Raw genomic sequence first — 13943 nt, forward strand, 5'->3', positions numbered from 1 at the left:
TATTCATTTTAAAGCAAGAGTAAATCTGCGTATCTTCATACAATGACTCATAAAGGAGATACCCCGATGACCATTACTCCGGAAACTCATGCAATTTCGATAAATCCTGCCACCGGTGAACAACTTTCTGTGCTGCCGTGGGCTGGCGCTGACGATATCGAAAACGCACTACAGCTGGCGGCAGCTGGCTTTCGCGACTGGCGCGAGACAAATATAGATTATCGTGCTGAAAAACTGCGTGATATCGGTAAGGCTCTGCGTGTCCGTAGCGAAGAAATGGCGCAAATGATCACCCGTGAAATGGGCAAACCAATCAACCAGGCGCGCGCTGAAGTGGCGAAATCGGCGAATTTGTGTGACTGGTATGCAGAACATGGTCCGGCAATGCTGAAGGCGGAACCTACGCTGGTGGAAAATCAGCAGGCAGTTATTGAGTATCGACCGTTGGGGACAATTCTGGCGATTATGCCGTGGAATTTTCCGTTATGGCAGGTGATGCGTGGCGCGGTTCCCATCATTCTTGCAGGTAACGGCTACTTACTTAAACATGCGCCGAATGTGATGGGCTGTGCACAGCTCATTGCCCAGGTGTTTAAAGATGCGGGTATCCCACAAGGCGTATATGGCTGGCTGAATGCCGACAACGACGGCGTCAGTCAGATGATTAAAGACTCGCGCATTGCTGCTGTCACGGTGACCGGAAGTGTTCGTGCGGGAGCGGCTATTGGCGCACAGGCTGGAGCGGCACTGAAAAAATGCGTACTGGAACTGGGCGGTTCGGATCCATTTATTGTGCTTAACGATGCCGATCTGGAACTGGCGGTTAAAGCGGCGGTAGCCGGACGTTATCAGAATACCGGACAGGTTTGTGCAGCTGCAAAACGCTTTATTATCGAAGAGGGAATTGCTTCGGCATTTACCGAACGTTTTGTGGCAGCTGCGGCAGCCTTGAAAATGGGCGATCCCCGTGACGAAGAGAACACTCTCGGACCAATGGCTCGTTTTGATTTACGTGATGAGCTGCATCATCAGGTGGAGAAAACCCTGGCGCAGGGTGCGCGTTTGTTACTGGGCGGGGAAAAGATGGCTGGGGCAGGTAACTACTATCCGCCAACGGTTCTGGCGAATGTTACCCCAGAAATGACCGCGTTTCGGGAAGAAATGTTTGGCCCCGTTGCGGCAATCACCATTGCGAAAGATGCAGAACATGCGCTGGAACTGGCTAATGATAGTGAGTTCGGCCTTTCAGCGACCATTTTCACCACCGACGAAACACAGGCCAGACAGATGGCGGCACGTCTGGAATGCGGTGGGGTGTTTATCAATGGTTATTGTGCCAGCGACGCGCGAGTCGCCTTTGGTGGCGTGAAGAAGAGTGGCTTTGGTCGTGAGCTTTCCCATTTCGGCTTACACGAATTCTGTAATATCCAGACGGTGTGGAAAGACCGGATCTGACGCTACATATTCAGCTCTGATATACTCGCAGGTCTTTTCAGACCTGCGGTCCAGGAGTAGAAAGTGGCAGTCGCCATGGATAATGCAATTTTAGAAAACATCTTGCGGCAAGTGCGGCCGCTCATTGGTCAGGGTAAAGTCGCGGATTATATTCCGGCGCTGGCTACGGTAGACGGTTCCCGGCTGGGCATTGCTATCTGTACAGTTGACGGACAGCTTTTTCAGGCCGGAGATGCACAAGAACGTTTTTCCATTCAGTCTATTTCCAAAGTGCTGAGTCTCGTTGTCGCCATGCGTCATTACTCCGAAGAGGAAATCTGGCAACGCGTCGGCAAAGATCCGTCTGGATCACCGTTCAATTCTTTAGTGCAACTGGAAATGGAGCAGGGTATTCCGCGTAATCCGTTTATTAATGCCGGTGCGCTGGTGGTCTGCGATATGTTGCAAGGGCGATTAAGCGCTCCTCGGCAACGTATGCTGGAAGTCGTGCGCGGCTTAAGCGGTGTGTCTGATATTTCATACGATACGGTGGTAGCGCGTTCCGAATTTGAACATTCCGCGCGAAATGCGGCTATCGCCTGGCTGATGAAGTCGTTTGGCAATTTCCATCATGATGTGACAACCGTTCTGCAAAACTACTTTCATTACTGCGCTCTGAAAATGAGCTGTGTAGAGCTGGCCCGGACGTTTGTCTTTCTGGCTAATCAGGGGAAAGCTATTCATATTGATGAACCTGTGGTGACGCCAATGCAGGCGCGGCAAATTAATGCGCTGATGGCGACCAGTGGTATGTACCAGAACGCGGGGGAGTTTGCCTGGCGGGTGGGACTACCAGCGAAATCTGGCGTTGGTGGCGGTATTGTGGCGATTGTTCCGCATGAAATGGCCATCGCAGTCTGGAGTCCGGAACTGGATGATGCTGGTAACTCGCTTGCGGGCATTGCCGTTCTTGAACAATTAACGAAACAGTTAGGGCGTTCGGTTTATTAATGCAGTCTCTCGATCCACTCTTCGCGCGTTTATCCCGTTCAAAATTTCGCTCTCGCTTTCGTTTGGGGGTGAAAGAGCGTCAGTATTGTCTGGAGAAAGGCGCGCCAGTCATCGAACAACATGCGGCGGATTTTGTCGCTAAACGTCTTGCTCCGGCATTACCGGCTAACGACGGTAAGCAAACCCCCATGCGCGGGCATCCGGTGTTTATCGCTCAGCACGCCACTGCAACCTGTTGTCGCGGTTGTCTGGCTAAGTGGCATAACATTCCGCAGGGTGTTTCGTTAAGCGAGGAACAACAACGTTATATCGTGGCGGTAATCTATCACTGGTTGGTTATACAGATGAATCAGCCATGATAATTGCGGAAAACGATAAAATAGCATTCCCAGGATATCTTTATTTGCCGCCGCTGTCAGCGAACATGCTATCCTTTATGAGAATTTACTTATTACGTTGAGATAATTGCCATCAGCAATTGTATGGACAGATAATTAATGCATGTACAGCCCATTTCAACTTTCCGTTTGTTCCAGGAAGGTCATCTGCTACGTAATAGCATCGCTATTTTTGCGCTAACCACGCTGTTCTATTTTATTGGTGCAGAGTTACGGCTGGTTCACGAACTTTCTCTTTTCTGGCCGCTGAATGGCGTAATGGCGGGGGTGTTTGCCCGCTATGTCTGGCTTAATCGACTGCATTACTATGCGATCAGTTATGTGGCAATGCTGGTTTATGATGCCATAACCACCGAATGGGGGCTGGTTTCACTGGCTATCAATTTCTCCAATATGATGTTTATTGTTACCGTCGCCTTACTGGTCGCGCGGGATAAGCGTCTGGGGAAAAATAAGTACGAGCCAGTAAGTGCCTTACGGCTATTTAATTACTGTCTGATTGCCGCATTATTATGCGCTATTGTCGGGGCGATCGGTTCGGTCAGTATTGATAGTCTGGATTTCTGGCCTTTGCTTGCGGACTGGTTCAGTGAGCAATTCTCAACGGGCGTGTTGATCGTGCCTTGTATGCTGACGTTGGCAATTCCTGGAGTGCTGCCGCGCTTTAAAGCAGAACAGATGATGCCCGCTATCGCGCTTATTGTGTCGGTTATTGCCTCGGTAGTCATTGGCGGAGCGGGGAGTCTGGCGTTCCCGCTGCCTGCATTAATCTGGTGTGCAGTGCGCTATACGCCGCAGGTAACATGTCTGTTGACCTTTGTCACCGGTGCGGTGGAAATCGTACTGGTGGCAAATTCAGTGATTGATATCTCGGTCGGTTCGCCGTTCTCCATTCCGCAAATGTTCTCCGCACGTCTCGGTATTGCCACGATGGCGATATGCCCAATTATGGTTTCTTTTAGCGTGGCAGCGATCAATTCGCTAATGAAGCAAGTTGCGCTGCGAGCCGACTTTGATTTTCTGACTCAGGTTTACTCACGGTCCGGTCTTTATGAGGCGCTGAAAAGTCCATCGCTGAAACAGACACAACATCTGACTGTCATGCTGCTTGATATCGACTATTTCAAAAGCATTAACGATAACTATGGACATGAATGTGGCGATAAAGTGTTAAGCGTGTTTGCCCAGCATATTCAGAAGATTGTCGGTGATAAGGGGCTGGTGGCGCGAATGGGCGGCGAAGAATTTGCTGTTGCAGTGCCGTCGGTGAATCCTGTCGATGGTCTGCTAATGGCGGAAAAAATCCGTAAAGGCGTTGAACTGCAACCGTTCACCTGGCAACAAAAAACGCTTTATCTCACGGTAAGTATTGGCGTCGGTAGTGGTTGCGCATCGTACCGAACGCTGACCGATGACTTTAATAAATTGATGGTCGAAGCCGATACATGTCTGTATCGCTCGAAGAAAGATGGGCGCAACCGTACCAGCACTATGCGTTACGGTGAGGAAGTTGTCTGACATCTTTATTCATTCACAGCGATTTAAACGGAATGTGTTCTACCACTTTATTGAGCGAATAAAAGGCGTAGTTCCTCGATTAAACCATGATCCGCGCCACACTTTTCTCATAAAACTGCTCATTAATCATCAGGAGTTGATCAAAACAGGGGTTCGGCGTATTAAAGTTTGCTAACCTGTCGTACCAATTCAAACAGGTTGTATGACTAATCAGAAGGGAACCCATTGTGAAAACACTAAATCGTCGCGATTTTCCCGGTGCACAGTATCCAGAACGTATCATTCAGTTTGGTGAAGGTAACTTCCTGCGCGCCTTTGTTGACTGGCAAATCGATCTCCTGAATGAGCACACCGATCTGAATTCTGGCGTGGTCGTTGTTCGTCCGATTGAAACTTCATTCCCACCGTCACTGAGCACACAGGATGGTCTGTACACCACCATTATACGTGGCCTGAATGAGAAGGGTGAAGCGGTCAGCGACGCGCGTCTGATTCGCTCGGTTAATCGTGAAATCAGCGTCTACAGTGAATACGATGAATTCCTGAAACTGGCGCACAACCCGGAAATGCGCTTTGTTTTCTCTAACACCACCGAAGCGGGTATCAGCTACCATGCGGGCGATAAATTCGATGACGCGCCGGCGGTAAGTTATCCGGCAAAACTGACCCGTCTGCTGTTCGAACGTTTTAGCCATTTCAACGGTGCGCTGGATAAAGGTTGGATCATCATCCCGTGTGAGTTGATCGACTACAATGGCGACGCGTTGCGTGAACTGGTTCTGCGCTATGCGCAAGAGTGGGCACTGCCAGAAGCATTTATTCAATGGCTGGATCAGGCTAACAGCTTCTGTTCTACGCTGGTGGACCGTATCGTTACCGGCTATCCGCGTGATGAAGTGGCTAAACTGGAAGAAGAACTGGGTTATCACGATGGTTTCCTCGACACCGCTGAACACTTTTACCTGTTTGTGATTCAGGGGCCGAAATCCTTAGCGACTGAACTGCGTCTGGACAAATATCCGCTCAACGTGCTGATTGTTGACGATATTAAACCGTACAAAGAACGCAAAGTGGCAATCCTCAACGGTGCGCACACCGCGCTGGTGCCGGTGGCGTTCCAGGCAGGGCTGGATACCGTAGGTGAAGCGATGAACGATGCTGAAATTTGCGCATTCGTTGAAAAAGCCATCTACGAAGAAATTATTCCGGTACTGGATTTGCCTCGTGATGAACTGGAATCTTTCGCCAGTGCAGTCACCGGACGTTTCCGTAACCCGTACATCAAGCATCAGCTGCTGTCTATCGCGCTCAACGGTATGACCAAGTTCCGCACACGCATCCTGCCGCAGCTGCTGGCAGGGCAGAAGGCAAACGGCACACTTCCGGCGCGCCTTACTTTCGCATTAGCGGCATTGATTGCGTTTTATCGCGGTGAGCGTAACGGAGAAACATATCCGGTACAGGACGATGCACACTGGCTGGAACGTTATCAGCAACTCTGGAGCCAGCATCGTGACCGTGTTATCGGCACCCAAGAGTTGGTAGCGATTGTGTTGGCAGAAAAAGACCACTGGGAGCAGGACCTGACGCAAGTGCCTGGTCTGGTCGAGCAGGTGGCTAATGACCTGGATGCGATTCTCGAAAAAGGGATGCGCGAAGCTGTACGCCCGTTGTGCTAATACTCTGAACCCGGTTTCGACCGGGTTTCTCATTTCACTATGTTAGTTACAACATCCTATATGCCTTTATCATTAACAGGTGCCACATGCAGCATCTGTTAATGTTGTAAGCTTGTAGGTAATTTGTACGTAGCGTCTTGAGAATGTGATCGTAATCACGTTTAATAGGGCGACTTTTCCACGCCTGAAGATAACCATGATTGTTCGTCCACAACAACACTGGCTGCGCCGTATTTTTGTCTGGCATGGCTCAGTATTATCCAAGATATCCTCGCGCTTACTACTCAATTTTCTCTTTTCTATCGCTGTTATTTTCATGCTGCCCTGGTACACGCATCTGGGCATCAAATTCACCCTCGCACCGTTCAGCATTCTCGGTGTCGCCATCGCCATTTTTCTTGGTTTTCGTAATAATGCCGGGTACGCCCGTTACGTTGAAGCGCGAAAACTTTGGGGGCAGTTGATGATTGCCTCACGGTCGTTACTGCGGGAGGTAAAAACGACATTGCCGGATTCGGCAAGTGTAAGGGAGTTTGCCCGGCTGCAAATTGCCTTCGCCCATTGTTTACGCATGACATTACGCAAACAGCCACAGGCGGAAGTGCTGGCACATTATCTCAAGACTGAAGATCTTCAGCGTGTACTGGCTTCGAACTCTCCAGCTAACCGTATCTTGTTAATAATGGGAGAATGGTTGGCGGTTCAGCGCCGCAATGGACAGCTTTCAGATATCCTGTTTATTAGCCTCAACGATCGGCTTAACGATATTTCAGCGGTTCTGGCAGGCTGCGAGCGCATTGCCTACACGCCAATTCCCTTTGCCTACACCCTGATTTTGCATCGTACCGTTTATCTGTTTTGTATCATGCTGCCGTTCGCGCTGGTCGTGGACCTGCATTACATGACGCCTTTTATCTCTGTGCTGATTTCCTACACTTTTATTTCGCTGGATTGTCTGGCGGAAGAACTGGAAGATCCCTTCGGTACTGAAAACAATGATTTACCGCTGGATGCCATCTGCAACGCTATTGAAATTGACCTGTTACAGATGAACGATGAAACAGAAATTCCAGCAAAAATTCTTCCCGATCGTCATTACCAGCTGACGTAATATTTACTCCGTACGCCGGGCAACAATAAACAGACGCGGAAATGCCAGCAGTATCTCTCCGTTCTCTTGCAGTGGATACTGCTCTTCCAGCATCTGATGGTAGCGCGTAAGAAAATGCTGCTGTTCGCTCTCGGTCAGATCCTGTAACCACGGACGTAATCCAGTGGCGGTCACCCAATCGATAATCGCCTGGTGCGACGGCATCTGGTGATAGTAGGTGGTTCGCCAGATATCGACCTCACATCCGGCTTCGCTCAAAATATCGTAGTAAGCATGAACGCCAGCCAGCGGCTCACGCCCGCGATCCGGATAATTTTGTTCCCAGGCGACTTCGCGCATGAGCACATGGGTTGGCTCTAGCCAGTTATCTGGCATCTGTACTGCCAACACACCATGCGAATTAAGTAAAGAAACCAGATGAGGGAACAATTCGTAGTGGTCGGGCAGCCATTGCAGTGAGGCATTAGCAAAAATCAGATCGAGTGTCTGTTCCGGTTGCCAATTGCGGATATCTGCTTCCACAAACTGGCAGTCCGGCAAAGCACTGCGCGCTTCGGCAACCATCGCCGGAGACGAGTCGATGCCCGTTATCTTGGCCGCAGGCCAACGTTGATGCAGCAGGGCGGTGCTGTTACCTGGGCCACAGCCAAGATCGGCAACGTATTCGATATTCTCCAGCGGCACTCTAGCAAGCAGCTCCACCGCCGGACGCGATCGTTCAGCGGCAAAGTGCAGATATAAAGAGGGGTTCCAGTCAGACATATTTTTACTCCCGTCAGCGCGTTACCCCTAGTGTAGATAAAACTGATAAATTCGCCTCACGGCATCAACCCATTGAACAGACGTTTTTTACGCGGCCCGGTCATTAAAGATTCCAGTTTCGCGACACAGGTTTTGTAGTGGGGCGTGGTTTTATGGAACGCCACTGCGTCTTCATCTTTATAGGCTTCGTAAATATAAAAGCGCGAATTCACTTCCGGGTCCTGTAAGACATCGAAGCGCAAATTGCCTTCTTCCTGTACCGAGCCCAGGTGGTTCTGGCGAAAGACCTCGATAAACTCGTCAACTTTGTCTTCATGAACGTTAATTTCAACCAGTGTGACGTGCATAATTCTTCTCCTTAAATCCGCAGTTACTGTTTTTCACTCAGATAGAGTTCATATGCCCGATCAGCCGTTTCGTTATGGTGTACCACCGCCTGTACGGCTTTCATCATCGCCACCGGATGGTCAGACTGGAAAATATTACGCCCCATATCCACACCAGAAGCGCCCTGATCGATAGCCTGCCAGCACATTTCCAGCGCCTCGCGCTCCGGTAACTTTTTACCGCCAGCAATAACAATGGGTACCGGACATCCGGCAACAATCCGTTCAAAACCTTTATCGACATAATAAGTTTTGATAATCTGCGCCCCCATTTCAGCGGCGATTCGAGTCGCGAGCGAGAAATAGCGCTGATCGCGCACCATATCTTTGCCCACGCCTGTCACGGCCATGGTCGGCATTCCCACTTTCATTCCGGCATCGACCAGCTGAATAATATTTTTGATCGACTGATGTTCATATTCGCTGCCGATATAAACCTGCGCCGCCACCGCGCAACTGTTCAGGCGCACGGCGTCATCCATCGATAACGCCACGGCTTCATTACTTAATTCCGCCAGAATAGAGTTCGCACCAGACGCCCGCAGTACCACCGGCTTATTGGTCGCCGGGGGGACTACGCTGCGCAACATGCCGCGCGTACACATTAATACATCGGCATGTTCATACAGCGGGGCGATATTTATATCAATGCGTTCAAGTCCGGTAGTCGGCCCCTGAAAATAACCATGATCAAAGGCCAGCATCACGGTTTTACCCGTTTTCGGATTAAATATCCGCGATAAGCGTGACTGCATTCCCCAATCCAGTGCACCGCAACCTTTCAGGGTAAAAGGGATATTTTGTTGCGGTTGATCGGTACGAAAATCTTTACCATCTTTAATATCGTCTAAATCTGCCATAACGTACTCCGGTTAAGTAATGCACATCAGAAATCGTATTTGCCGATATTCTCTTTGTTGAATATCACGCGCTCCGGTAACAGTACGATGCCATTACCATCCGCTTCGTAGTCATAGCCCTGAACGCTGTTTGGCGAGACTTCCACCTGACCTACGCCCTGAATATCCAGCTTGTCGCCCGTTTTCATTGATCCTTTTTTCAATAATGCATCCGCGACATAAACTGAAATTTTGCCTTGCTGAACCACATCCCACAGGCCAAATTCTTTCACCGTGCCGCGCTCTACATACGGGCGCATCACATTTGGCGTACTGAATCCGACAATCGCAACTTTGTCATTTTTCAGGTTTTCTGCGGCTTGTGCGACAGCGGGCAGGGCGTTGGCATCGGGGGCGATAATGGCGTCGAGATCGCTATACGCTTTTAATATTCCTTCTGCGGTTTGTAACGATTTAGTGGCATCGTTATAGCCAAACTGCGTAGTGACAATTTCCCAGCCTGGATGCTCTTTGGCGATTTTCGCTTTCGCTTCTTTCACCCACTGGTTTTGGTCCGTAACGGTGGGGCTTGAGTAGAAAAACGCGACTTTGGCTTTGTCTTTATTCACCTGACGCGCCGCCATATCCACCAACATACCTCCCAACTGGGCGGGCGTTCCCTGATTAATGTAGTAAGAGCGGCACTCCGGTTTAGTATCAGAGTCCCAGGTCAGCACTCTCACACCACGTTGCATGGCGCGTTTCAGTGCCGGACACAAGCCATCAGGCGAAACCGCAGAAACGATAATGGCGTTATAACCCTGATTGACGAAGTTATTAATCAACTGTACCTGACCAGAAACACTGGGTTCTGTCGGCCCGTCGTAGGTCACATCAACGCCCAGCTCTTTACCCGCTTGTTGTGCGCCGTTGCCACCGCTGGTAAAAAATCCCACACCAACCAGTTTGGGAATAAATGCAATACGCTCTGCGGCCTGCACATTCATAGAGATTGCGGCAATGCCAAGAGCGCTAAGTAAGGCGATTTTCTTAAAGCGATGAAGTGTCATGAAGATATCCTTTATGGCAATGGGTTATTGGCCCGACGCGCCAGCCACTCTTTAATTTGCTGGCGATGCAGGCTAACGGAACGACCTACGACAACGACGATAAGTAGCGCACCGGAAAGGGCGCTGGACACCTGATTTGGCACTCCTGCCATTTGCAAACCTTGTTGCAAATATCCCACTAATAAAACCGCAATGGCGGTGCCGATAATGGAACCGGAACCACCATAAATATTGGCACCGCCGAGCACCACGGCGGTGATGGCGGGCATCAGAAATGACGCACCGAGATCGGAACGTGCTGAACCAAAATACGATACCAGCAGCACAGCGGCGACCGCAGATGCCAGACCCGTCATGGCATAGAGCGCACATAAGGTACGGTTAACTGGAATCGCGCTATAAAGCGCCACGCGCGGGCTTTGCCCAATCAAAAACACATTACGTCCGGCATGGGTTTTATGCAGCCAGAGCCAGAAAACGAGGAGACATATCAGGAAGATAATCAGCGGAACGGGGAGTCCCAGTACATCCAGGTTAGCGAAATCTGTAAACGCCATCGGGAATCCACCAATACCTTCGTACCCCGTCGCTCCGGCCATCCCGGAAAGCAGCAGAGCGCTTCCGGCAAACAGATACAGCGTGCCAAGCGTAATCACCAGCGGGTTAACTTTGGTATAGATAATTAATCCGGCGTTGATCAGCCCGCACAATGCGCCGAGCAGTAAGGTCAGGAGTATCGCCAGCGGCATCGGCACACCACTTTGAAACAGTACGCCCAATGCAATGGCGCAGAGGCCGATGGTCGAACCAAACGAAATATCGATCCCGCCACTGACAATCACCATCGTCAGCGGTAGGGCGACAATGCCAATGCAGATAAAGTCACTGGTGCTGAACAGCAACATATTGAGATCTAACATCCGCGGGTTAATTGCACCAAATGCGACAATCTCAATAACGAGCAGTGCGGCAAGAGCCAGTTCCCAACCGTAGCGAATACGCATTATGCGGCCTCCCGTTTTTTACCTGACGAAGCGGGTTTAACGGATGGCGGTGGCGTCATAAAGCGGGCATATTTTTGCCGCCGTAGATTACGTTCCAGCGCACAACGCAGGCGTCCATCAAACACCAGCACCGCCAGCAGAACCATGCCCGCGATAAAATCATTCCACCATGCCGGAATGCGCAACAGCACCAGTACACTATCGATCTGCGTCAGGAACCATGCGCCGAGTACCGCACCGATGATCGCGCCGGAACCGCCGAGCAAACTAATGCCGCCCAGCACGCAGGCTGCAATTGCTTTCATCTCCAGCCCGGTACCGGTCTGGTTGGGGATAAAACCAATCTGCGAAGCAAACACAATTCCCGCCAGTGCCGCCATGCAGCCGTTCAACGAAAATGCCACAATGCGAATGGCTTCCGTACGAACGCCCAGTTGACGAGCGCCCTGTAAATTATCGCCCGTGGCATAAAAACTGCGTCCAAACGCCGTCTTCGCCAGCAGCCAGGCCATAAATGCCACCAGAATTATCGTCAACCAACCAATTGCTGAAACGCCAAACAGTAGCGGGGCGGAGAGTTGTTTCAGTTCGGCAGGTAAGCCCTCAATCCATTTACCGCCAGTCCACAGCAACATGATGCCCCTGTACAATCCTAATGTACCGAGCGTGGCAACAATGGCAGGGATCTTTAGCCACGCGACCAGGACACCGTTGAAAAATCCCGCGAGCAAACCAAGCAGTAAAGTCGCGACACAAGCAACAGGTAGTGAATACCCCGCGTTCAGTAACATCCCCAACAGCACCGCGCACATTCCGGTAATCGAACCCACTGAAACATCAATATTGCGCGTAAGCATTACCAGCGTCGCGCCCATTGCCAGCAGGATCAGGATTTGCGCGCTGCTATAAACCATGGTCAGCGTTTGCACTCTTAAATACTGGCGGTCGAGAAAACCGGGTAATACAAACAGCAGCACCACCGCCAGCAGTGCCGTGATTTCACGGTTGTTCTGAATAAACTTCAGCATGACGCCTCCTGACGCTGACTATCGCCGAAGGCAACGCGCATAATAGTCTCGACATTAATATCGCGCCCGGTCAGTGCAGAGTGGGTAATTTCGCCCTGATGCATCACATACACACGATCTGCCATCAGTTCGATCTCTTCCAGGTCGGAGGAGATAAGCAGCACAGCCACATTTTGTGCGGCGATGCTGCGCAACAGTTGGTAGATATCATTACGGGCCGAGACATCCACGCCGCGCGTCGGCTCATCGACAATCAATACTTTCGGCGAAGCTTCCAGGCATTTGGCAATCAGGATTTTTTGCTGGTTGCCACCGGATAATGTCCGTGCAGCTTGTTCCGGTTGGTTAAATTTAATATTCAGCGCCCGACGATAACGTTCCAGGGTGGCATTATCTTTCGCGGTTTTCGCCCAGAATCCACGAAGGTTATGAGTAAGGGCGCAGACGTTCCACGCCAGTGAAGCATCGAGATTCAGTCCGGATGACTGGCGATCTTCCGGCAGATAAACCAGACCGCGCAGTAAACGTTCTCCGGTGGATAATCTATTGATCTCTTTACCATTCAGCATAATGCGTCCGCCACGCAAAGTACGCAGACCATAGAGCGTCTCGGCCAGTTCTGTGCGTCCGGCGCCCACCAGCCCAGCCAGGCCCAGAATTTCTCCGGCATTGAGCGTCAGGCTGACATTCCTGAAACCTTCGCCTGTCAGATTTTCCAGTGTCAGCACCGGCGTTCCGGCGGCATGTTGTGGGCGGTTGCCAGGTAATTCCAGCCATAATTTTTGGCTGGCAGAGAGCGATTTTTCCCGTAGCGCTGGCGTAATGGCCTGAATAATGTCGTCGGTAGACAGTTCGCTGGTTTTGCCGCTTAAGGCGATGGTTCCGTCGCGCATCACGCTAATTCGGTCGGCAATCTGGCGAATTTCCGGCAGCTTATGCGAGATAAAAACAATACCCACGCCAGTAGCAAGCAGCTCTTGCAAGCGAGTAAACAAGCGTTCGGTTTCCGCAGGGGTAAGCGAGGCGGTAGGTTCATCGAGGATCAGAATCCGCGAGTCGCGCATCAGCCCGCGGAGGATTTCCACCATTTGGCGATCGGCAACATCCAGTGAGCCTGCCAGACTATGCAGATCAAACTGGCAGCCCAGCGCCGCCAGCAAGTTCTTCATTTTCTGCATGGAGAGCTGTTTTTTTGCCAGCCCAAACAGAATGTTTTCTTTTATCGACAGGCTTGGGAAAAGCAGCGGTTCCTGGGGAACGAGATAAATACCCAACTGATGAGCATGAACTGGCGTTAATCTGGTGTAGTTGTTGCCCCCAATCTCCAGCGTACCGCTATCAGCAGGGGTAATACCGGCAATGATCTTCATTAACGTCGATTTACCGGCACCATTGCCGCCGAGCAGGGCGTGGACCTCCCCCTGGTGCAACGTAAAATCGATGCCTTTCAGGACATTAACCCCTGAATACTGTTTATAAACCGAGCGGGCGCAAAGTAGCGGTAACGCGCGGGTATCACTCGTTTGCATATTTCCCCCGTTCAGTTTTGCAGGTGAGTTTTGAACAAATGTATTTCTGCTTTTAATTTGTTCATAACCTTAGGTGGACATTGCACATATTTCCGACGAATAGATCACAATTTATGCTATTTTGATTTTCACGGTTGCGTTTGTTCATGCTCGTAGAGTCAAACTGTGGTTGCT

General features: G+C 50.7%; 13 protein-coding genes. 6 read left to right on the forward strand and 7 right to left on the reverse strand.

The features are described 5' to 3' along the window. Window positions 1-66 precede the first annotated feature (66 nt). The 6 genes from sad to ACJHX3_RS18000 all read left to right on the forward strand — a co-directional run bounded on the left by sad (window position 67) and on the right by ACJHX3_RS18000 (window position 7151). The gene (gene sad, locus ACJHX3_RS17975) at window positions 67-1455 is read left to right on the forward strand and encodes a succinate-semialdehyde dehydrogenase (protein ID WP_001306073.1); all 1389 of its coding nucleotides are present in this window, start codon (window positions 67-69) and stop codon (window positions 1453-1455) included. Window positions 1456-1518: 63 nt separating this feature from the next. Continuing rightward, the gene (gene glsB / locus ACJHX3_RS17980) at window positions 1519-2445 is read left to right on the forward strand and encodes a glutaminase B (protein ID WP_000257409.1); all 927 of its coding nucleotides are present in this window, start codon (window positions 1519-1521) and stop codon (window positions 2443-2445) included. Further along, complete coding sequence (locus ACJHX3_RS17985) at window positions 2445-2804, forward strand: DUF4186 domain-containing protein (protein WP_001191032.1); 360 nt, start codon at window positions 2445-2447, stop codon at window positions 2802-2804. Before glsB ends, ACJHX3_RS17985 begins: the two co-directional genes overlap by 1 nt. A 138-nt stretch (window positions 2805-2942) precedes the next feature. Beyond that, the gene (locus ACJHX3_RS17990) at window positions 2943-4361 is read left to right on the forward strand and encodes a diguanylate cyclase (protein WP_000558440.1); all 1419 of its coding nucleotides are present in this window, start codon (window positions 2943-2945) and stop codon (window positions 4359-4361) included. A gap of 227 nt (window positions 4362-4588) precedes the next feature. Continuing rightward, window positions 4589-6040 carry a tagaturonate reductase gene (gene uxaB / locus ACJHX3_RS17995; protein WP_000854633.1) on the forward strand — a complete coding sequence of 484 codons (1452 nt, stop codon included), beginning with the start codon at window positions 4589-4591 and terminating at the stop codon, window positions 6038-6040. Between the two features lie 196 nt (window positions 6041-6236). Continuing rightward, entirely contained in the window at window positions 6237-7151 is a 915-nt protein-coding gene (locus tag ACJHX3_RS18000) for a bestrophin family protein (RefSeq protein WP_001469144.1), read from the forward strand. A 3-nt stretch (window positions 7152-7154) separates the two neighbouring features. Here ACJHX3_RS18000 and tam read toward each other — a convergent pair whose 3' ends face one another. Genes tam through lsrA form a run of 7 tightly spaced genes read right to left on the reverse strand, consistent with a single transcriptional unit; the run spans window position 7155 to window position 13769 of the window. Beyond that, the gene (tam, locus tag ACJHX3_RS18005; RefSeq protein WP_001286546.1) at window positions 7155-7913 is read right to left on the reverse strand and encodes a trans-aconitate 2-methyltransferase; all 759 of its coding nucleotides are present in this window, start codon (window positions 7911-7913) and stop codon (window positions 7155-7157) included. A 56-nt stretch (window positions 7914-7969) separates the two neighbouring features. Beyond that, complete coding sequence (lsrG, locus tag ACJHX3_RS18010; protein ID WP_000558527.1) at window positions 7970-8260, reverse strand: (4S)-4-hydroxy-5-phosphonooxypentane-2,3-dione isomerase; 291 nt, start codon at window positions 8258-8260, stop codon at window positions 7970-7972. 23 nt (window positions 8261-8283) lie between these two features. Beyond that, window positions 8284-9159 (reverse strand): 3-hydroxy-5-phosphonooxypentane-2,4-dione thiolase, encoded by an 876-nt coding sequence (gene lsrF, locus ACJHX3_RS18015; protein ID WP_024044510.1) that lies wholly within the window; start codon window positions 9157-9159, stop codon window positions 8284-8286. A gap of 26 nt (window positions 9160-9185) precedes the next feature. Continuing rightward, window positions 9186-10208 (reverse strand): autoinducer 2 ABC transporter substrate-binding protein LsrB, encoded by a 1023-nt coding sequence (gene lsrB / locus ACJHX3_RS18020; protein ID WP_094321761.1) that lies wholly within the window; start codon window positions 10206-10208, stop codon window positions 9186-9188. An 11-nt stretch (window positions 10209-10219) separates the two neighbouring features. Next, window positions 10220-11212 carry an autoinducer 2 ABC transporter permease LsrD gene (gene lsrD / locus ACJHX3_RS18025; protein ID WP_001222721.1) on the reverse strand — a complete coding sequence of 331 codons (993 nt, stop codon included), beginning with the start codon at window positions 11210-11212 and terminating at the stop codon, window positions 10220-10222. Beyond that, on the reverse strand, window positions 11212-12240 hold the full coding sequence (gene lsrC, locus ACJHX3_RS18030; protein ID WP_094308075.1) for an autoinducer 2 ABC transporter permease LsrC: 1029 nt from the start codon (window positions 12238-12240) through the stop codon (window positions 11212-11214). Before lsrC ends, lsrD begins: the two co-directional genes overlap by 1 nt. After that, window positions 12234-13769, reverse strand: a complete 1536-nt coding sequence (gene lsrA, locus ACJHX3_RS18035; RefSeq protein WP_094308076.1) for an autoinducer 2 ABC transporter ATP-binding protein LsrA — start codon at window positions 13767-13769, stop codon at window positions 12234-12236. Before lsrA ends, lsrC begins: the two co-directional genes overlap by 7 nt. Window positions 13770-13943: the final 174 nt, after the last annotated feature.

Source organism: Escherichia sp. WS1265, from assembly GCF_046487585.1.
GTDB classification, from domain to species: domain Bacteria; phylum Pseudomonadota; class Gammaproteobacteria; order Enterobacterales; family Enterobacteriaceae; genus Escherichia; species Escherichia coli.